General features: G+C 60.0%; 14 protein-coding genes. 4 read left to right on the forward strand and 10 right to left on the reverse strand.

Translation table 11 applies throughout. From position 1 onward, the window contains the following. Positions 1-1,274: 1,274 nt before the first annotated feature. On the reverse strand, positions 1,275-1,577 hold the full coding sequence (locus ABLI39_RS08005) for a class I SAM-dependent methyltransferase (RefSeq protein ID WP_349412915.1): 303 nt from the start codon (positions 1,575-1,577) through the stop codon (positions 1,275-1,277). Positions 1,578-2,000: 423 nt separating this feature from the next. On the opposite strand from ABLI39_RS08005, the gene ABLI39_RS08010 reads away from it, so the two are divergent. Next, positions 2,001-2,741 carry a hypothetical protein gene (locus tag ABLI39_RS08010; RefSeq protein ID WP_349412916.1) on the forward strand — a complete coding sequence of 247 codons (741 nt, stop codon included), beginning with the start codon at positions 2,001-2,003 and terminating at the stop codon, positions 2,739-2,741. Positions 2,742-3,019: 278 nt separating this feature from the next. Here ABLI39_RS08010 and ABLI39_RS08015 read toward each other — a convergent pair whose 3' ends face one another. From ABLI39_RS08015 to ABLI39_RS08035, 5 genes are all read right to left on the reverse strand, one after another. Continuing rightward, entirely contained in the window at positions 3,020-5,953 is a 2,934-nt protein-coding gene (locus ABLI39_RS08015; RefSeq protein ID WP_349412917.1) for a type I restriction endonuclease subunit R, read from the reverse strand. 2 nt (positions 5,954-5,955) lie between these two features. Next, positions 5,956-7,308, reverse strand: a complete 1,353-nt coding sequence (locus ABLI39_RS08020; RefSeq protein WP_349412918.1) for a restriction endonuclease subunit S — start codon at positions 7,306-7,308, stop codon at positions 5,956-5,958. Continuing rightward, positions 7,308-9,245 carry a type I restriction-modification system subunit M gene (locus ABLI39_RS08025; protein ID WP_349412919.1) on the reverse strand — a complete coding sequence of 646 codons (1,938 nt, stop codon included), beginning with the start codon at positions 9,243-9,245 and terminating at the stop codon, positions 7,308-7,310. The genes ABLI39_RS08020 and ABLI39_RS08025 overlap by 1 nt, the downstream gene beginning before the upstream one ends. Positions 9,246-9,558: 313 nt before the next feature. Then, positions 9,559-10,005 carry a hypothetical protein gene (locus ABLI39_RS08030; RefSeq protein WP_349412920.1) on the reverse strand — a complete coding sequence of 149 codons (447 nt, stop codon included), beginning with the start codon at positions 10,003-10,005 and terminating at the stop codon, positions 9,559-9,561. Between the two features lie 95 nt (positions 10,006-10,100). Then, positions 10,101-11,210 carry a hypothetical protein gene (locus ABLI39_RS08035; RefSeq protein ID WP_349412921.1) on the reverse strand — a complete coding sequence of 370 codons (1,110 nt, stop codon included), beginning with the start codon at positions 11,208-11,210 and terminating at the stop codon, positions 10,101-10,103. A gap of 646 nt (positions 11,211-11,856) precedes the next feature. Between ABLI39_RS08035 and ABLI39_RS08040 the strand changes: the two genes are divergently transcribed. After that, a complete protein-coding gene (locus tag ABLI39_RS08040) occupies positions 11,857-12,114 on the forward strand; it encodes a hypothetical protein (RefSeq protein WP_349412922.1) in 258 nt (85 codons plus the stop codon). 265 nt (positions 12,115-12,379) lie between these two features. On the opposite strand, the gene ABLI39_RS17425 is transcribed toward ABLI39_RS08040, so the two are convergent. Next, the gene (locus ABLI39_RS17425) at positions 12,380-12,562 is read right to left on the reverse strand and encodes a DUF8548 family protein (protein WP_502935206.1); all 183 of its coding nucleotides are present in this window, start codon (positions 12,560-12,562) and stop codon (positions 12,380-12,382) included. Between the two features lie 343 nt (positions 12,563-12,905). Here ABLI39_RS17425 and ABLI39_RS08045 point away from each other — a divergent pair, with 343 nt between their 5' ends. Beyond that, positions 12,906-16,571 (forward strand): YobI family P-loop NTPase, encoded by a 3,666-nt coding sequence (locus tag ABLI39_RS08045; RefSeq protein ID WP_349412923.1) that lies wholly within the window; start codon positions 12,906-12,908, stop codon positions 16,569-16,571. 745 nt (positions 16,572-17,316) lie between these two features. After that, a complete protein-coding gene (locus ABLI39_RS08050) occupies positions 17,317-17,988 on the forward strand; it encodes a helicase associated domain-containing protein (protein WP_349412924.1) in 672 nt (223 codons plus the stop codon). Between the two features lie 578 nt (positions 17,989-18,566). Here the strand turns inward: ABLI39_RS08050 and ABLI39_RS08055 are convergent. The 3 genes from ABLI39_RS08055 to ABLI39_RS08065 all read right to left on the reverse strand — a co-directional run bounded on the left by ABLI39_RS08055 (position 18,567) and on the right by ABLI39_RS08065 (position 20,332). Next, positions 18,567-18,818 (reverse strand): helix-turn-helix domain-containing protein, encoded by a 252-nt coding sequence (locus tag ABLI39_RS08055; protein WP_349412925.1) that lies wholly within the window; start codon positions 18,816-18,818, stop codon positions 18,567-18,569. Positions 18,819-19,183: 365 nt separating this feature from the next. Next, a complete protein-coding gene (locus ABLI39_RS08060; protein WP_349412926.1) occupies positions 19,184-19,696 on the reverse strand; it encodes a single-stranded DNA-binding protein in 513 nt (170 codons plus the stop codon). A 57-nt stretch (positions 19,697-19,753) separates the two neighbouring features. Beyond that, positions 19,754-20,332 (reverse strand): ImmA/IrrE family metallo-endopeptidase, encoded by a 579-nt coding sequence (locus ABLI39_RS08065; RefSeq protein WP_349412927.1) that lies wholly within the window; start codon positions 20,330-20,332, stop codon positions 19,754-19,756. Between the last annotated feature and the right edge of the window lie 80 nt (positions 20,333-20,412).

The raw sequence follows: 20,412 nt of genomic DNA on the forward strand, positions 1-20,412 counted from the left end.
CCGCATTAATTCTCAGCAGCGGGGCGGTCTCCATCTGCGCCACGTACGTCCTCGGCACTTTGGCTACGAACTGGCCGCCTCCCTGGTTCCTGTTACTAGCGGTGATCGTCTCTGTCGTCGCGGCAGCCGTTGTCGGCGTCCTCTGGGTAGCCCGGATACGTCGGCTCCGTGCGTGGGCAGAAGCCGCCAACGACAAGTGGAATCACTTCGACAGCGTGAAGCGAGCGCGCGGGACGACGGCAGAGATCACCGTTCTGAGCGTCGATTCCCTCGAGCCAACCGGATCCTGGATCACAATAAGGTGGAACCGTTTCAACCACATTCAGCGCGCTTGGCTAGAAGCGCTGCCGGAGCCGATCTGGCCCGGCGCGGTGCTTCTGATTTCGCCTGACGCTGCGCAAGTTATGCCCGGCATGCCCTGGCCGCCGGTGTACCTTATCCGCGCCTCAGACTGCCTCGCGTGGGCACCAGACACGGTAGACAGCTCAACGCCAAGGCCTCAGGGCTAGCCGACCGCTTGGGTCCTAAAATTTTCTTCGAGCTCTGTGGTATGGAATTCGGTAAGCTCAAGGCTCTGCTTCAGCTTTCGATGCCGGACCCATCGTGGAGGACGGACAAGGGCATGAGGCAACGACTTTGACTGGCAGTACAAGGCCTACGGCGATCCGGCACATCGCTCGGTCGAAATTCCGTCGTGGCCGTCGAGCGCCGCGGTGGAAGATTTCGAATGAACACCCATTCAAAATTCTGACTAAAAATGGCCTTGACTAGTGCTGTACCGCCAGTGATTCTCTATGCGACGGTGGCGGACTCGCTGTTTTGCCATTCGAGTTGCGGTCAAGCTCGACAAACGATGGGTTCAAATCCCACCGTCACCGCCAGATAGCGAGGCCCCTGCTTCCCTTTGTTTACAAGGGACCGCCTCCCAGGAGGTCCCGCCAGAGGCCGTGTGCGCTTGCAATGCCAGGTCACGCCACCACTCGCCCCCGCAGACTGAGTCCGCCTTGGCGACGCCTCCAAGGCCGAGCTGCCCCTTCTTCAGCTGTCCACCAGCACGGCGAATGAGGTCAGCGTTGAAGTTCAGCAGAACCTCCGTCCGAGGCCATGAACCTCGCTTGTGGAGGACGTTTTTGATCGAATTCATGGGAAGCCCTGCGCCGCAAGGGTCAAGGAAGACGAAAAGGCTTGCGCCGGCAGCGAGCCGCCTGACCTCGTCGAGGTGCTGCCCGCAATCCCCGTTCCGGCTGTCAACATGGATGCCATGGTTACGGTACTCATCGAACCACCTTGTCGAGAGACACAAAGTCCTCGCGGTTCCTCTCCACCAGAAAGAGGTCGATCGTCGTGGAGTTCTTGGCCTTCTGGGCAGCGATCATCATGCGCTCGGCGGATCCCGCCTCGCCGGTGTGAAAGCGTCCCCTGCCAGCAAAGCCGTCGAAAAGCACCGCCCTCCTAGGCGTCAGCTTGCTGGCCGTCATCGTTGCGAACCTGATTACGTACTGCTCAAGGATCCCGTGCTTGTAGACCGACTGCGGCTTAGGTCTCGCCAGCAGTCCGGCATCGGTTCCAGTTGCCATCCCCAACTCCGATCTCTCCCAGCAACGTCAAGCTTTTACGGCCCGACCGCAGCATTCAACGCACACTGGCGATCCGCGCGGGCTGGTCTGGATTTCAGCCCTTCTGGCCGGCCTGTCGAATCGGTCACCTCTGCAACCGCTGGTTAAGAGGTTTGCACGCAGGCTATCCACTAAAGGGAATAACATCACCATGACGGTGTTAGTATGTCAGCGCCGATCTTGAATCCTCGCGCAACAACACGGTCTTTCGCCATCACTCGCTGGACGTCAGATCGGACATTTCCAGGGCGGAGGTGCTATAGCGTCTTGCGGCGCTCCAAGCAAGTCAGGGTTTCCATGCGCAACTTCGGTGACAGCCCGGGGTGCCCCCGCTAGCCTTCATTTCCGCCACCCATGTCGTTCGCCTGCTATACGCTCGTTCTCATGCGGAAGAAGCAGACCGGCGACTTGATCGCTGACAACGAAGACCCGAATCACGGCAAGGGCACAGTGGTCGACGTGACCGTGTGCATTCTCGGGGTTCTTTTGGTCGTCGCGGTTTGCCTACTGTTGTGGTGGCAGAAGGGTGGTACCTGGTTCGAGCAACCACTCTTGAATGTGATCGGATATGTCGGCGTAGCCGTTTCGATCGTTGGGGTGCTCCTGGCCTATCTCATCTTCCGGCGGCAGGCCCGCGAAGGGGCGAGCGCTAACCATTACCAGAAAAGGGTTCTGGCCGAACTCCAACTCTTGCTGGTCGGGGTCGATCAGAAGGTCAGCGATCTGGCGGTGCAGCAAGCGAGTGATAGTGTGCCGGACGCTGAAGCGGAGCAAGGGGCCGCGGCCGAGGATCTCTGGGAAGCCTTCACGCCCGAGACCGAGGACTCCGCTGTTTATCTCAGCAGTCCTTCCGGAAGGAGGCGGCGCGTTTACGTTCCGCGCGCAATCCCTCTCGCAGTCATCGGTGCCCTCGTGAAGACCTGGGACGGGCAAGGCCTTACCGGTCGCTGGACTGTAGGCGCGCTGCGAGGCGCTTTTCGCGCTGAGGGCAAGGGCAATCACCCGTGGTATCTGGTCCTCGCGCCTCCGGGTGATGACAGCACGCCCCGAGTCTGGAAAGTCACACGCGGTCCGGGCGGAACTGATCATGCAATGCAAATCCGGGACGGTCGAGAATTTCAATAGCCGGGTAGACGTTGAGAAGAGCCGATTCCGCTCAGAAAACGGTCGCTCTGAACGGACTGTCCGCCATGCGTTCGGATTGCAGGGATCATTGGCGCATTTTCGCCGAGCAAAACTCCAGGGCCTGGAATGCGATCTTCTTCGCGACGGGCCTTTTCCGGCATTATTGCTTATGCCTAGATTCCACCACTCCCTGATGGCCATGAGGAATGTGGGCTCAGCCTGAGCCCGAGTAGTCGATCACTCGCTGTAGCTCGACCAGATGCCCTCTGCGGCGGTGATTATGCGCCCTTCCGATAAGTCGCATTGAAAACAGCCTCTGCGAGCCAGCGCTTGAAGCTGCTGTTGTCCTGGAACTCCTTGAAGAGCTGGGTGTCATCGGCAATGAGTCGAAGCATCACTTGGCTCAGCGCCCGGTCACTCTCGACGCGGGCGTTCACTGGGTCGTTGTTGGTCTGCGCGTTTCGGTACGCCTCGTCCTCAGACACGAGCCGCGGGATCTCCTCGGTGATGAAGCGTTCTACGCGGTCAGCATCATTCCACTCGATGTTGCCGAAGTAATCGTTAAAGCTCTTCACGATCGCGGAGAGCCTCTCAAGCTCCGGGTCAGCGAGGTGTCCGCCCCCGCGGGCCGGGACAGGGTCAAGAGTGCCATCTTCGTCGTCAAGCACGATCTTCATCGCGTTTAGCTTCTCGGCGCGGTACGACTCCAGGTCGATGTTCTCGAGGATCCCGCTAGCGAGGTCTTCTTCCTTGGGGGCAGGCAGCTTGGGGACGAGATGATCGAGGAAGATAGAACGTTTCTCCCACTCGGCGCTGCCGTATGGCAGCACCGTGGACAGGAAGTTGTAGGTGCGCAGGAACGCCTTCGCGTTGCCCTTGAACGTCACCTGGTCGTCCTCGTCGTGGAGCTGAATATACTCCGCGACACAGACGTCGAGGAGCGGGTCGAGACGGTCACGGCTCTCCCCCGCCAAATATCGGCTGACGAACTCATCGATCTGCTCCGACGTGTAGATACCGAACGCATCGAGGTCGTTGACGAGATCATGCAGCTTGTTGGCATCGGTCGCTTCTGCCAGAACCGTCGTGCGGTAGTACGGCTCGAACGCCCGTTGGATGTCGTCGGCGTCATTGGCGAAGTCGAGCACGAAGGTGTCGTGCTTGGCCGGGTGCGCACGGTTGAGCCGCGACAGCGTCTGCACAGCCAGCACACCCGCGAGAGTCTTGTCGACGTACATCGTGTGGAGAAGCGGCTCGTCATAGCCGGTCTGAAACTTGTTCGCGACGACAAGAACCCTATGTGGATCGGTCTTCACTTGCTCGGCGATCGCGTTGGACGGAAAGCCGTTCAGACTAGCCTCCGTCACCTTCATGCCCTTGTACTCGTGCTCGCCGGAGAACGCGACGACCACCTTGTAGGGGCTGTTGCGGGCGGTGAGTACGTCGCGGATGGCATGGAAGTACTCGATACACCGCGCGATCGACGAGGTCACGACCATCGCACGGGCTTGGCCGCCTATCTTGCGCTTCGCAACCACTTGAGCGAGGAAGTGATCAACCATGATGCTAGCCTTCTGTCCGATTGCGTGCTCGTTGCCCTCGACGTAAGCGCGGAGCTTCTTCGAGGCGCGCTTGGCGTCGAACTCGGGATCATCCTCGACGGTCTTCATAAGCTTGTAGTAGCTGCCGACCGGCGTGTAATTGGCGAGGACGTCGACGATGAAGCCCTCTTGGATCGCCTGTTTCATCGTGTAAGAGTGGAACGGCCGGAAGCCGGTGGCCCCGTCCGCGTTGGGAACGGGCTCGCCGAACATCTCGAGGGTCTTGTTCTTCGGCGTCGCGGTGAACGCGAAGTAGCTCGCGTTCGTCAGGAGCTTCTTGCCTTCGATGATCCGGTTGATCCGGTCCTCGACCGTGTCCTCCTCGTCGGCTTCGATGCCGCCGAGCGCATGCGAGACGGCCGCCGAGGTCTTCGATCCTTGGGAAGAGTGCGCCTCATCGATGATGATCGCGAAGGTCCGGTTGCTGTGGTCGGCGCCGATGTCATCCAAGATGTACGGGAACTTCTGCACGGTGGTGACAATGATCTTCCTGCCCGCCGTGATCGCCCGCCGAAGATCGCCGGACCGGTCGGCGTGCACCACAGTTGACCCGACTTGCAGGAACGACTTGATGGTCTGAGTGAGTTGGTTGTCGAGGATGATGCGATCAGTCACCACGACAATTGAGTCGAACGCGATGCGACCAGCATGGGAGGCCTCGGTGAGCTGGTGAGTCAGCCAGGCGATCGAGTTAGACTTGCCGCTGCCTGCAGAATGCTGGATGAGATAGCGGCGGCCCGCACCACGTGCTTCGACGTCGGCGAGCAGCCGGCGCACCACGTCGAGCTGGTGGTACCGGGGGAAGATCGCCTTCGATACCTTCTTGCCGGTCCTCGGGTTCTTCTCGACGACGATCTGGGCGTAGTTCTCGATGATCCCTGCGAGACTCTGCGGCGCGAGCACTCGCCGCCACAGGTAGTCCGTCATGACCCCCTCAGGATTCGGTGGGTTCCCCGCGCCGTCGTTGAACCCTTGGTCAAAGGGCAGGAACCATGACGAGGCCCCCTTTAGCTCGGTACAGAACCGTGCGCGCTGGTCGTCCAGCGCGAAGTGCGCGATCGTCCGTCCGAACGCGAACAGCGGCTCACGAGGGTCGCGGTCGCGCTGGTACTGCTGCACCGCGTCTTCGACCGTCTGGTTCGTGATGTTGTTCTTGAGTTCGAACGTGAACACCGGCAGACCGTTAACGAACGCCACGAGATCGACGGCATCACCTGTGTTGCTGACACTGTCATGCACCTGTCGGGTGACGACGAACCTGTTCGCATCGAACAGGACGGCGGCCTTCGCGTTCCCGGCCGCAGGCGTCGGATAGTACAAATCAATATGGAGGCCGTGGTGGTCAATGCCATTGCGCAGGGCATGGACGACGCCTCGTCGGGTGACTTCTCCCTGCAACCGAGCGAGAAACTTATGGCGGGCGGGAGACTCCGTGGCGAGACCGAGCGGTTCGACGAGATCGGGCTGAGTCGCCTCAATGAACCCTTCGAAGTGACCGAGGTCGAGAGCGTAAGAGGCGCTATAGTCGCCCGGCGCACCCTCGGTCCAGCCGCCGTCTCTCATCTGGGCGACAAGGAGAGCCTCCAGGCTCTCCTCATTCAGTCGCTGCATGCTCACTCCTCGCTCCCGACCAATGCTTCCTCGAGATCGTCATCGAGTCCAACGAACGCGACGTCGATCGATTCGGGTCCGTCAGGCAGCGTCGCTGCGATCGCCCTAACATCGACCTGCCCTGTCACAACGTCTGCAACGAGGCGCATACGAAATTCTTGAAGGAGGGCGACCTCGTCTCGGACACGTTGTACGGCCGCGCTTGTTGCCGAGCTTTCTGCACCTGCACGTCTTGACAACTCCTCCTGCACTGCGACAGGCGGAAGTGACACGCGAACATTCATCAGCCGTTCGGTGTCAAGCTTCTTCGTGCCATGTCCAGCAGTCTCTACAAGCTGAATCAATTCAGCCTCATGCGCGCTCAACCAGTCCCGAAGATACTCCGACGTGATGACTCCTTCACACGGCACCATAGCCTTAATGTCCTGGTTAATCGTCGAGTCCACGTTCAGAGTGGCAACCGGAACCGTGCGGGCCAGAATCATCCCCCGCACTACGATCACTACCGAACCACGCGGAACGAAGGAGATGTTCGTCCCGTCCAGCGCGGTCTGCGTGATGCAATCGAGCGAGCCATCAAGAACGTCCGTCTTGACATCCTTAGGGCTAACCCAAGGAATGTCACCGCCCCAGAAGGCCGCGTTTTCCTTACTGGGCGTCATCCCACCCATGACCCTTACGAGCCGCTTAAGCGGAATGAAGGGGGCATCTTTGCCTCCCCCACCTGCAAAAACAGCAGCGATCTGCGCGGTCTTCTGCTCATCGAGAAGCGATACAAGGCGACGCTTGGCGGCGATAGCTTTGTCAATTCGGGCATTCGCGTGGGCGAGGTACTTCACGATCGCAGCCTGATCCTCTGGTGGCGGTACCAGGCAGGGCATCCGTTTAAGATCCGACCAGCTCAGCTGCTGACGCAGACCGCTTCCCATCCCATAGATTCGCTTCGATGAGTCGACCACGGTCAGGTACTGAAACGCATATGCGTCGCTCCAGTCGCCGGTCGGACGAAGACCGATGTATGCCGAGGTGATGATCCCGAGGTGCTTTACGTGACCCACTCGGATGCTCGTCTGATCGTTCTGTAGATCAGTTGGACGTACGACAATGTCGCCTGGATCAAGCACCTGGTAGCCCTCGTAGGACTCAGGAACAAGACCCCGTTGCTTTTCGACAGGTTTGACGACTACTCGCCCGTAACTCAGCGAAAGTACTTGCGACTCAATCAGTCCGTGGTTCTTGCGCCGATTCTCCTGCAGGACAGCAAGCCCCGGCTGAACTCGCCAGTGACTCGGAATGCGAGACGACCAGAAGAAGTTCGACGTGGTATCCGAATATCGCGGCAGATCGTGAAACATCAGTCCTCACCCGCGATCTCGGCAATCAGGTCATCCGTCTCTGCTTCGAGAGCGCGGATATCAGCTTGGATTTCGGCCAGGGTGCGCATCGGTGTGGGCTTGTAGAAGTGGCGCGTGAAGGAGATCTCGTAGCCGATCTTCGTCTTCGACTCATCGATCCAGGCGTCCGGAGCGTAGGGAGCGACTTCGCGGCGGAAGAACGCCTCAACGCCATGGCCGTATTCACGTGCCGGTTCGGTCAGCGGGACTTGCTCGGTGTCGCGAAGTTCGGCGTCGGGCTCGTACTCTACTACGCGAATGCGGTCATCGACGATCGCTTCGTAGAGACCGTGCAGTGGATCGGGCACGGTCGCGTACGGGAGAGCCTTCTTGATGACAGGCGGCGCTGCCTCGTCGCGTACACCCTCCTCTTTGAGCTGTTTGATCTCCTTGGCCGTGTACACGCGGTTCGGATCTACTCCGGCGATGCGCAGAGGTCGCTCAACGGTAATCTTGTGGTAGCCAAAGTCGACTCCGTCGAACACCTTGGAGCAATCGCGGTCTTCGTACTGGTCGAACGCGGTGAACGCTTCGAGCACCCTGTCGGCGTCAGCCTTGGAGACCTCGACGCCCTTTTCACCGAGGTTCTTGCGGAGCGGCGTTGACCATCCGGTGGCGTCAATGAGCTGCACCTTGCCCTTGCGGCGCTCCTCCTTGCGGTTGGAGAGCACCCAGACGTAGGTCGCAATACCGGTGTTGTAGAACATCTTGAGCGGCAGCGCTACGATCGCCTCGAGCCAGTCGTTCTCGATAATCCAGCGGCGGATGTTGCTCTCGCCCTGGCCCGCATCTCCAGTGAACAGCGAAGACCCGTTGTGGACCGACGCGATCCGGGAGCCAAGCTCGGTACCCTGCTTCATCTTCGAGATGAGGTTCGCCAGGAACATCAATTGCCCGTCGCTGCTGCGCGTCACGAGCGAGTATTCACTGTCACCGTCGTGGGTCACCACGAAGCGCGGGTCGATGATCTTCTTCGCGCCTCCGAGGCGGTCCTGGTCAGTCTTCCAACTCTTGCCATAGGGCGGATTCGAGAGCATGAAGTCGAACTCCTGGCCAGCAAAGGCATCATTCGAGAGCGTTGAGTACTCCGGGCCTCCGACTATGTTGTCGGCGGCCTTGCCGTCGCCCTTGAGGATTAGGTCGGCCTTAGCGATCGCATACGTTTCGGCGTTGATCTCCTGCCCATACAGGTGGGTGGATACCTTCTTACCGGAGGGCTCCGTAAGATGGTGCAGCGTCTCCTCGGCCACAGTCAGCATGCCGCCGGTGCCCATCGCGCCGTCATAGAGACGGTACGTGCCCGAAGGGATCGCGTCTGCGATGGGTTCGAACATCAGCCGGGTCATCAGTCGCACGGCGTCGCGCGGAGTCCAGTGCTCACCGGCCTCTTCGTTGTTCTCCTCGTTGAAACGGCGCACGAGTTCCTCGAAGACAGTGCCCATGCCGTGGTTGTCGAGGCCTGCCGGCGAGAGGTCGAGGCCAGGCGCCAGGAACTTCTCGATCAACGAGCCCAGCGAATCAGCCTTCGTGAGCCGGGGAAGCTGGTTGCGGAGTTCGAAGTTGTCGATGATCTCCTGCACGTTGGGAGAGAACCCGTCCAAGTACGCCTCGAAGTTTTGTCGCAGACGGGTCGAGTTCGAGACGTGGCGCAGATCCTGCAGCGAGAATCCTGAGGTGTTGTAGAAGTCCTGCTTCGCCGCGTCTCTGAGCGGCGCATCTTGATCGGCGATGCCTGCATCGTCGAGCATCTTCTTCATGGTCTTCACCGCGTCGCGCGTCGGGCCAAGGACGCTGTCGAGCCGGCGCAGGACCGTGAAAGGGAGGATCACATCGCGGTACTTGCCGCGGACGTAGAGGTCGCGGAGCACCTCGTCAGCGATGTTCCAGATGAGCGCCACGATTCGAGCGTGGTTGATAGAGCTATGCGGCACAGGGATCCTTCACTCTTGACCAGACTGCCGGGCGACGGTCTGCTGTAGAAGCCACCCAACCCACACGAAGGTGGACGGCACCCGGACATTCTCTCACTGCCGTGCAGTTCAACTTCTCAACGGTCTCCGGGATCGGGCCGTCCCGTCCGAACGCGACCACGTCTTAGGGCCTGCATCTCTCCCCTCCGCAAGTCGCCCTGCGCCTGGGGTGATCGTTGGTCCCATCCCTAGTCGGCTCGCCGGGCGTATATGTCGGACCCACCTACTGGCCATACCATGTTCAGTCGTGCGTAGGGTAACGGGGTGCATTCTGTTCGGCCATGTCCTGCTCTTCACGTTCAAAGGCGTCCCAAAGAAGATTGGCGACAATGATCAGCGATAGGGCAACGTAGGCAAACGAGGCAGCGCTGATCCCACTAAGAACCCAAGCAATGATGTGTACGAACAGCGGGACACAGGTCAGAGTCAGGTTGGCGAGCACGAAGACTGCCACGGTTACCACCACTGACATGACCAGTGAGACGAGTACGTGCGCTCCCGCTTCGTTGAGTGCCCGAACCTTCAACCGTTCGACGTCGCGATTTCTCCGGAGGATGCGCTCCCGCCAGGACACGATCTGAGCGAACGCCCCGATTAGCGCAGCCGAGAGCAGCGCGGCGCCGGCCAGGAGTTGGTCCGCTTTTGTCAGCTCGACACGGAAGACAACCATCAGGATGAGGATAAGCACCGGGATTCCGAAGAGGACGGTCCGGGACCATACGTCGGCGGTTTCGTTGTCAGCATCCGCTCTGCGCTTCCGCAGCCCGAGGCGCAAACCCCGAATCAGTGGTCGGACGTCAAAGCGCTCAGACATTCCTGGACCTCAGAGGGATCGATCCTGTTGAGATGGAGCCCGTCCTGCATCGCAATCGTGTGCAGTCTCGACGAGACGCGGTCGTAGTAGAAGTAGACATCGGGTGAGCCGTCGGAGACGGGGTAAGTGAACACGTCACGAAGCGTATCGACCGCGATTGTGGTGGTCTCGTTGTTGGCACTGCGGATGCTGAGCGAAACTTGGTCATACCGATCTCCTTCACTCTCGTCCAACAGATGCTCTGCCTCAAGAAAAGCAGAGACCTCCGACACTCCATCGCGCTGTGTGGTCGTCGTACCTTGACGGCGCCGGCTCATCCATGTGCGACCGACCCGCGGCGCGATCTCCTTCTGTTGATCGTCGATGAGGCTGATCTTGAGGGTCCTGTCCACTCGGTCCGGGTTCCCACCCCGGTTTGAACCGACGCGGCTCGTAAACGTAGCCGCTGCGGACTTAGCCCCCTGAAGGATCTCATCAAGGAACGCATTGTCGGCCGCCTGCTTCGCTTCAAAGAGAAGCCGCACCTCAGGCCGCTTCTGCGGCACAGGGGCGCCAGTCTCCCGCGCCATCGCGCGGGACGACTCCTGCGCGGCGAGGCGTTCCTTCTTCCAAATGTTGCCCTCCTGGGTAAGCATGGAGAGGAATCTACTGACAGCGTCGCGTCGGTATGCGGTCTGGGCTACGATGATGAACCGAGTAGCGACCTGGGGCGAGAAAACGAGCGTAATCATGTGCGGCCGCTCAGCCGAACGGTTCGCAATGTCCACAGCGGGTTCGACCGGATGGGTGGCGAAAGCATGGCTGCCGGTCTCCCCGATGGCCATCTCCAAGTGGATCACTTCCTGGTTGACCACCGTTACCGCTGACAAAGTAGCAGTCTCCGTCGGGCGCTCAGGTTCGCCGTCAGGCGAGGGCTTCGGCGGAAATCGCCACGTCCCCTGAGCGTGGATTCTTTCCAACAACGCGAGGATCTCGTTGCGGACGTTAGAAGTCGACGAGCTGTCCAGAGGCGACTGGTCCTTCTTGCGGTTCATGAAGGCTTCAACGGTGAAGACACGGAAACCATAGGCACGGGGCATTGTCATACTGTAGCGAATAACTAGAGTCGTCCAGCCCCGATCGGCGTTCGGGCCGCGGACGTTAGAAGCCTAGACGTCGTCGACGGGGGTGTTCGCACCCTCCCAACCGCGCAACTGCATTCCCGCTGGTCAGAACGTCCCGCAGCCATGTCAAGGCTGTTGCCAGCAGCGCGAAATCGCGCACAGGTGTATGGCTCAGCCCCTGCACTTCGCCGGGGCTGGCGCCAGCGTGACTCCGGTTACTACGTCAAGTTTGAAAGCTTTCACTGGGCTAGGCGTGGCACCTACCAGCCCAATGGGGTCTGGGTCAGATGTACCCTCGGGGGTTCTTTGTCCCACCGGCATAGCAGGGCGAAACTTCAGGCCTCTCAGGAGCCGAATTCCAATCAACGCCAACATTCGGAGCTGGTGAACGGAGAACAATACGACCGGTCATGGCGTTCGGAGTAATCGTTCATGTTGGCCGTAGGCTTGCCGCAACTAGGACACGGCCAATGGGGCCCTTCACATGAACGACTGTTGTGACCTTCAAATCCGCATTTACCACAAGCCATGCCGAAACCCTACAGCGGCTTGGAGCCACAGGAAACTCTGTCTGCATTTCCCATTAGGCTCGAACTGTCACTACTCGTAAGCAGGGAGAACCATGGCGGGAAATTCGGTGTACGGCAAGGGCTATCACGACGGTTCGACGGACGCTCGGCAGCAGGATCTGCTCATCGCTGGTGTCGTGGTGGCCACGGCGGCGCTCGTTAAAGTCAGCCTGGTCAGTTACGACAAACTCAAGCAGATGCAGGCTTCCAGGATGGAGAAGCGCATGCTTGCTTCCGCGCAGAACGACAACATAGAGGCCGCCGACAAAGACGATCTTGATGGTCCGACGCGTAAAGCCCAACAGGGCTAAAGCGAAAAAGAGAGCCCACCCGCTGTGCAAACAGAGGTGGGCTTCCTTACTGCCGGTGTGCCATCAGAGCTTTTCGCCGCAGCTGGCGCATACTTTCTCGCCTTCTTCGTAGATTTTGACCACAGCAGTACTTGGTGGATGCCATTTGGGCTCCATTCATCGGGGGTACGAGCAGGAGGATCCTACAGCCCGTGAACTTTCGCGGACGAACTGCAGGGAGAAGATCAAAACTCCTGAACGTCACCGTCCCAGGCTGGCCGGGCGACTACTTCGATGGACTCTCATGGAGCCATACTGCTCGGTCCAAGTCCCGGGGTTCAACTGTGAGTTTCTCAGCCGCGAGCTGGAGGAGCTGCCGTGTTCGTGCAGGACTGAGTTTGCTATCGGAGCCGAGAACTCGTGCAAGGTATCGCTGCACCATCACGTCTGGTTTTGTTTCCGTGCTCACTCCACCGTTTCGGTCGTTTTTGGATGTGCCATATAGGGCGCCTACACCGGGCAGTTTTGCGGGCGGGTCTTACGAGAAACCGTAAGGCCATGACGGCGGGCTTTTCTAGGTGCGTGCCAGGCTGCGCCGTGCCGTCCGGTTGAGCACCGTCTAACGGGCGCTCATTTCTGCCGTTAGAACGTCGGGGACCAACTTGGAGCCGTGGGAGGTCCGGTGGATGTAAGTGGAATATCGCTGTTGACCGATAGCATGCGGATACGTCCAATCGGGTTCTGAACCCACTGAAAAACGAGGGTGTGTACGCGTGGGTCAAAGTGTCGAGGATCTCGATCCAGGAATTCCAATGAACTGGATCGGGGCGGCTAAGAATGAGTCCGCTGGCAAGGACATAATGCTCGCCAGCCTCACCCCAAAATTCGACGAGGGAAGCCACCGTGTCTACTACGACCTGCTTACAAGGGCCATCGACCACGAGGGGGTGCACAACGTTGCGCTGACAGGGGCTTATGGCACAGGCAAGAGCAGCGTCCTTGAGCAACTCGGCCGACAACGTGACGGTCAGGTCATAGAGATATCGCTGTCCACCATCGCTCCACCACAGCGCAAGGCGGACGGCGATGACGCACCGGAGGACGAAAAAGTCCAGACCAATCTCATTCAGAAAGAGATTGTCAAGCAGCTCCTCTACCGGCTCCCTGCGCACAAAACGCCCAAGTCCAGGTTTCGCCGCACCAGCGCACCACAAACGAAACGGGATTGGTTAATATCTTCCATAAGCGGCGTACTGACCGTCACTGTCGCTCTTCTCCTTGGGCTGCTCCAGCCACTAGTTGAGTCTGTCGTACCCGAACCGTGGGGTCGACGCATCCTGGCTTACGGAGTACTTACCGGAGGGGTGATCTGCGCGACATGGTTTATCCGGAGGCTCATTGCCGGGGGCCCAGCCATGAGCGCCTCCGTCGGTGCCGCCGGCCTCACGAGCGTGACCCTAACCAGCGCGACCAATACATACTTTGATGAGTACCTGGACGAGATCGTCTACTTTTTCCAGGCCAGCAAAACCAAGGTCGTAGTGATTGAGGACATCGATCGGTTCGAAGACATCAAGGTCTTCGACGCACTGCGCGCCCTGAACGTGCTCCTGAACAGCTCCAGCGCCCTTGAACGCATCGTATTCGTATACGCAATCCGAGACAGCATTTTCGAGAAGATCGAGGATGTGAAGAGTCCCAGGGACGAGGACGTTACGCGACGAGCGGTCGACGTCGCTAACAGGGCCAAGTTCTTCGACGTGATCGTTCCAGTCGTGCCATTTGTCAACGCCGACAACGCCCGAGACCTGATGAGCCGCGCAATGAAAAGTAAGAATTTTTCGCTAGACCAGTCACTCATACGTATCTCAGCGCGCCACGCAGCCGACATGCGCCTCATCCACAATATTAGGAACGAGTTCGAGGTCTACCGCAGCCGTCTCAGCGTTCCCCGCACGCGTGTATACGGCATCAACGACGATCTTGTTTTCGCGATGGTCGTCTACAAGAACGCCCACTTGGCAGACTTTGAAAAAATTCGCCACAAGGACAGCACGCTCGATCACCTCTACAAGTCGTGGCGCGAGCTGGTGCGCTCCAATCTGAAAGTCGAGGTCATTCGGCTCGCAAAGCTTCGCATTGCATCAGAACTCGACGCCACTGCCGATAAGCGAGCACGCCTTTGGGGCCAACGTCTCTTGGAACATGTTGAGACGCTCCGGGCCAGTCTGCAGTCCGTGAACGGCAGCCAATCGACCATCAACTTCGTCGGTGAATTCGATGAATCGAAGCTTCAGCAGCGCGCCACCTGGCGCGCCATCGCGTCCGGAAAACTCCTGCAGCTGCACGCACGGGTCCCTAACGGATACAACATGACTTTGGCATTCTCGGCGGAACAACTCGGAGCTATGCTCGGGATTACCATCGATCTGTCTGAGTGGGACGAGCCTGTACGGAGTGAAATTGAGGCACAGATAGCGGATTGCGAGGAGACCATCCGGTTCCTCCGACACCACACCTGGGCACAGCTCCGTCTCCGTCCCGAGTTTGTTCTCCAGAATCCGGAAGGTTCCCTGACCTTCGATCAGCTCGTCCACGAGAAGCTTGGATCACCATTGATCGAAGAACTGGTACGTCGCGGCTTCATCACTTCGCACTTTGCGCTCTACACATCCACGTACTACGGAACACACCTCGGCCCGGACGCCCTTGAATACGTGAGGCGCTGCATCGAACCCGGCGAGCCTGACCATCTGTTTCAGCTCGATGTGCAATCGGTCCAACAACTCCTTATCGAGCAAGGGGCCGAGACGGACGACACTGCGGAGATCTTCGATGACGCAAGCATGCGCAACGTCTCAATCGTCGACTATCTGTTGCAAAACCGCCCCAAGGCCGCGGGCAGAATCGCGAAAGGACTCACCGCCTGGGGCGAACAAGAAGCTGATTTCGTCGCAAGCTACTGCGCTCGGGGGGCCGAGCCGGAACGCCTCCTCGCCGCCATGGCTCCCCTGTGGGCTGCCGCCCTGAAATACACGGCGGCCGATGCACCTCTTCCGCCTGGAAAGCGCGTGACGAGTGTCGACGCTGTCCTTGGCGCCCTCCCTCATTCTGAGGGCTACGATGTCGACGACAAGGTCCGTGATCTTCTCGAGGCGCACTACGCTGAGTTCACATCCGTCACGGCACCAACGTCATCGGAGCGGGCAGCAATCACACTAGGCGTTTTCGCGGCCTGCAAGGCCACAATTCGGGACGTTAACCCGCTGAACCACGACGCTCGCGAACAGGTCATCGCGCGGAGGCTTTATCCAGTCACGAAAGGCAATCTCTTCGAGCTCACCCAGGGTAAATCCCTCGCCCTGGACGCGCTACGCCAAGCAGATGAACGCGTGTACAAGAACGCCATCGACCACCTCAGCGACTACCTCATGGCCTTTGCAGACACGCCGGATACCGAGCACACGATTGAAGATCCTCACCAGTTCTCGAATATCGTGACGAAGGCCGGCGAGAAAGGCAATCCAGAAGACATCCGCCGATTGGTCTCGCAATCGAGCGGAAACTGTAGGGTCAGCGCACTCGCCGAAGTTCCGCCATCCGCATGGCTGACGATTCTTGCGGAAGATCGTGCACCTGCAAGCTTCACAAACATCCACTCATACATTGACGAATACGCCCAGGTCGATGACGTCTTGACTGCGTTCCTGAGCAGACACAACATGATCGAATGGGACGAGGACACCTCATCGCTGGAGGACAGGCGGGACGTCGCCCAGGCGATCCTGAACGCGGTGGACACTCTTCCCGATGCAGAAGACAGGATCGGATTGGTCGCGCAGCTGGAGCCTGGCGAACTTCCCATCGACAGCATCAAGTCCGAGGCTGGGAAGTTCGCTAGCCGACTAATCGAGAAAAACCTCATCCCCGATGATGCTGAAACGTTCGCCAGCGCTCTGATGGTCGACTGGAACACCCGTGAAGCGGCGATTGCGGCTTCAGAGGACTTCGAGTCCTTCGTATCACCCGAGACGTTGCCGGTATCGCAAATCCCAGAGCTGCTTCAAAGCGAAAAAATCAATATGGACATCAAAAAGACCGTGGTCGGCAACCTGGCAGAATATCTCGCCCACGGCACGCGGCAACAAGCCGAAGACATAGCACGGGCGCTCAACGCACGGCAATGGAAGATCGGCCTACCGCGGATCCAAGCACTCATGGACCGCGGGGTCGCCGCACCCCAAATGATTCAATTAATCCTCCGCACGCCGGACCTGACACTCGATAAATTGCGTGAACTACTACGAGAGATGGGGGACCCTTATGCGAGGCTCGCTGACCCGGGTCATCGCCCCGCAGTGGTACCGGACGACGATGTGCACAGTGCACTCCTTGAGCGTCTTGAAGGCGTCACCGTTTCATCGTCTAAGAAGGCGGGAACTCAACTGAGGGTGAATTTGTTTCGGACAGAGAGATAGCGGCGCGCCGTCTCGCAGCGAGATTCTAATGTCATCGTCACCAAGCGCCCGGTAGGGGATCGGCTAACGGGCACCAGGGGTGACATTTACCGCTGCAAAAACGCCGCCACTTATCGCTGCGAATCACAGCAGCCATCATCGTCACCGAACTCGACTGCGGGGCGGTCATCACAGAACTTTTCACACACCCTGACCACCGCCGCCAAGGCCTGGCCGAAGAACTTCTCCGACGCCCTGCACGTCCTACATGCGCTGGACCACGCCACGGTGACCCACCGTGGACGACACCAACTCAGCGGCCATGGCCCTATACCTCTCCCGAGACCCGCCGCCTCATAGACGAGGACCTCGACAGCGACTACGACTGAGCGGTCCGGGTCACAGCGAGCAGCCTGCACGCGATTGCCGACTGAGACACCGCCCAGTCCCGATGTTGTGGCTAGGCTTCTGACATGCAGTATTCCCCGCCTTCCGACGAGGCTTACCTGGGCCTGGCTCGAGGTATGTCTGGGGCTGCCGGGGCCGTCCTGGTTGTGGGTGTCCCCGGGCCGCTGCCGACTTCCCAGATGGCTCACTGCGTTGACTACGCTCCCGTGCAAGGGACCAGCTACTGCGAATCCGGCCCACTGCCGGGTGTGGAAGGAATCTGTGGAAACCGGCCTACTCCCAGCCCTGCTGATCACCTACTGCGGCCACCATAGAGTCCGGATCATCATGGCCACGCGTGTCCGTCGTGAAGGCGCCCATGACAAAGGCTAAGCGCCGCGCGCCGGACCCCGAGTGGGTTCAGATGTACCGGATGGGCATCCCGTCCCCGAAGATCGCCGCCGGCGCGGGCGCGGCCGAGAGCTCCGTCCGGTACCACCTCCATCTCGCCGGACAGGCCGAGCCGGGCCTGCGGGAGGCGCACAAGAAAGCCTTGGGCGCAGTCACCCGGATCACCTCGGCTGGGCTGCGGAACCTGAACGCCACCATCGCGTTCTACCAGGCGGAGGGCCGGCTGCCGACGACCGGCGGGAAGACTGCCCGGGAGCGGGCCTTGGGATCCTGGCTTCACACACGTCGGCAGAACGCTGCCGCAGGCACCCTCTCCCCCGTCTACCGGGAAGGCCTGGCCGTCATCCCCGGGTGGGACTCGGTAACGACCCGAAGTGCAGACAACGCCGCCCGCTGGGACCGCCGGCGGGCCGAACTGGTCGAGTACCTGACGGCCGGCAATGACTGGCCGCGGCACAAGGACTTCGCGACAGAGCAGGAACGGGTCCTGGGTGTGTGGGTGCACGTGCAGCGGATCAGCCGCCGCCAGGGAACGCTTATCCCGGAACGGGAAGCCCAGCTGAATGCTTCACTGCCGGGCTGGCGGGACGGCAGGGCACGAAGCGGCGGCCGTCGGCGCGGTTCATCACAGGATCAGTGATGCCTGACGCTCCCACCGTGGAACCCTTGCCGGTGAGCTTCTTTTCGGTCAGATCCCAGCGGGAACATTCCTGGCAGGGATACGACCGGACCCACTGCTTGCCGTCCTTGCCGGGTGCGCGGACCGCGTCGAGGGGTGAATCAGGATCGGGGTACGGGTCTTCGGACGAGCCGCCGAGAGCTCCTTCGTTCGTTTGACCGTACCCGTCAACAGTCGGCGCATTGTCATTTTGTTTGCTGGACTCCCCACACAGAGGAGTATTCGGGGCGATCAATTCCGGGAGCAATGCCTGGCATCGGATTGAAGATGCAGGTCAGTCCAGCAGAAATTCGCACCAGAGGCGGGTTATGGTCCGAGATAGTCTTCGGCCGGCCCGCTTCCGGTCGCAGGCCCGCGCAACGAACTTGACGTTCTAGACGAAGGCCAATTCGACCATGACTGGTCGCAGACCATCTCTGGGCACCACAAATGAACAGCGACTAAGGCGACACGGCTCGGTGGACAAGCGGTATAAAGCCTTCCAGCTGCAGAACTTCGGCCGTCAGGTCCGGCGAGCATCCGCCCAAAGCTAAGCCAGTTCAGGCTACCTCGTTCGGATCTCCAGCCTTCAAGTCTCCGGCAGCAATCCGTTCCCCCGTCTTTCGGTACGCTTCAGCAATGTAGTCTTCTACGTCGTTGACCCCGATCCGCCAGACGCCCCGGCCACCCACCTGGATGCCGCGAAGCTCCCCACTCTTGAGCAGCGCGCGAACCTGGACATCGCTGACGTTCAGCTCCTCAGCGATTTGGTCGATGGTCAGGAAGCGGCGGATCTTCGGAGTTTCAGACATACCTGCATCCTATGGTGAGACACGTCACCACGGCCTTGTCCTTCTCATCGTGGACGCCAGGCCGCCAACTTGGCATTCAGCTTGGAATCTCACCTACTGCTTGTAGCCAAGCAGGCCAGCAGGCGACGAACCTCCGGGGATTATCACTAGCCCCTTTCACCCAAGCCATGTCTTGCTGGGCGCATGTCTGTGATTTTCACCCCCGAGGGTCCCCTACTGAGCGCGTTCTCAACAGCAGGGGACCCTCGGGGTCTGAACTTTGAACTGGGCCAACTCAGCAGCGTGATCAGAAGCCGCTCCCGCTCCCTAAGCTGTCTCGCTGCGTCAACCTTCCACCCCTGTCATTCAGTCGGGCCTTTCCAGGTTCAATAGCTCATCTCATTCCCCGCCGCGACCCCAAAAGGGGGCACCACCACCGGGCCTTTAGACGCGATGTTGTAGGCCGGGGAAGCAGTCTCTTCCACGCTGGGCATCTCGAGGCCAGCCTGAATTTTGGCATCGGACCCCGCAGCCACCGTGTGCGTCGCCCGCTGATAGACCGCAGTGCCGAAGCGAAGGTCCGGCCCTATGGTGTCAGCCACGATTCGGCGTGCTTCACGGCGTTCGCCGTCCTTCTCGTACGAGCGGAATTCCAGCTCGCCTGCGACGGTGACCGGGTCTCCCTTCTTTAGAGAGTTCGCCGAGTTCTCCGCCAATGCACGGAACGCTGAGACATTGTGGAAGACGGGTTCCCCGTCATGCCAAGCGCCGTCCGCCCCTTGGATTCGCTGGTTGACGGCCACACGCATCTTGGCGTGGGCCACTCCGCTTTCGCCGAAGCTGAGCTCGGGATCGGCCACGAGGTTGCCGGCGATGCTGACCGGGATCTTGGTGCTCATTGTTCTTGTCCCTTCCAAAGCCGGTAGGGCTCTCCCACCGGACAGATAGTGCGGTCCTCACGGTCCGGCCATCACCGGTCCATCGGCCGACCTGACTGGCCCTTCCACTCCTGCATACGTCGTCGGCTGGTTGACCCGGGGGTCGGCATCAACGGCCGCGATCTTCCCTCCGAATCCAGGTGGATTGGTGATTTCGAGGATGCCTTTGGTAGCTGCCGTGACACGGCCAAGGACCGACTTGGCTACATCCACCCGGGAGGTTGGGTGTGCACTGTACATGTCCTGTTCGAATGCGGAACGCTGAGTGCGGATTACGGCGTCTGCCCATCCCAACAGGTAAAGCGCTGATTGCTCGCCGCGGTCGATCCCGTGGGCCCTCAGTACCGTGTAGGCAACGGATTCGGCCTCGATTTCGGCCAGCCCGCGATGGTCCGCGCTACTGCCGTACAACCGGCCGACCTCGTCGTTTGGCCCGTGGAGCAGCACATGCCCAAGCTCGTGGGCAAGGACCGCCGCGCGCTCCTCGGAGCCCAGCCAGGCACCAACCTGGACCCTATGCTGGGTGAAATCCGTAAAGCCACTCGTCAGCCCGTACTGGGCATCCGTGACGTCGACCCTGAAGCCATGCCGGCTCACGACTTCTACAAGGGATTGCCAAAGCTCGCCGGCGTCCGCCCCTGGTCCGTCGATAGCGCGAGGTACCAGCAATGGAGTCC

The sequence above is a fragment of the Pseudarthrobacter sp. B907 genome (assembly GCF_040137805.1).
Taxonomy (GTDB): domain Bacteria; phylum Actinomycetota; class Actinomycetes; order Actinomycetales; family Micrococcaceae; genus Arthrobacter.

Excerpts from the sequence above, each read along its gene's own strand:
- ABLI39_RS08005 (WP_349412915.1), bottom strand. The coding sequence starts at position 1,577 with ATGGCAACTGGAACCGATGCCGGACTGCTGGCGAGACCTAAGCCGCAG.
- ABLI39_RS08010 (WP_349412916.1), top strand. The coding sequence starts at position 2,001 with ATGCGGAAGAAGCAGACCGGCGACTTGATCGCTGACAACGAAGACCCG.
- ABLI39_RS08015 (WP_349412917.1), bottom strand. The coding sequence starts at position 5,953 with ATGCAGCGACTGAATGAGGAGAGCCTGGAGGCTCTCCTTGTCGCCCAG.
- ABLI39_RS08020 (WP_349412918.1), bottom strand. The coding sequence starts at position 7,308 with ATGTTTCACGATCTGCCGCGATATTCGGATACCACGTCGAACTTCTTC.
- ABLI39_RS08035 (WP_349412921.1), bottom strand. The coding sequence starts at position 11,210 with ATGCCCCGTGCCTATGGTTTCCGTGTCTTCACCGTTGAAGCCTTCATG.
- ABLI39_RS08040 (WP_349412922.1), top strand. The coding sequence starts at position 11,857 with ATGGCGGGAAATTCGGTGTACGGCAAGGGCTATCACGACGGTTCGACG.
- ABLI39_RS08045 (WP_349412923.1), top strand. The coding sequence starts at position 12,906 with ATGAACTGGATCGGGGCGGCTAAGAATGAGTCCGCTGGCAAGGACATA.
- ABLI39_RS08050 (WP_349412924.1), top strand. The coding sequence starts at position 17,317 with ATGACAAAGGCTAAGCGCCGCGCGCCGGACCCCGAGTGGGTTCAGATG.
- ABLI39_RS08055 (WP_349412925.1), bottom strand. The coding sequence starts at position 18,818 with ATGTCTGAAACTCCGAAGATCCGCCGCTTCCTGACCATCGACCAAATC.
- ABLI39_RS08060 (WP_349412926.1), bottom strand. The coding sequence starts at position 19,696 with ATGAGCACCAAGATCCCGGTCAGCATCGCCGGCAACCTCGTGGCCGAT.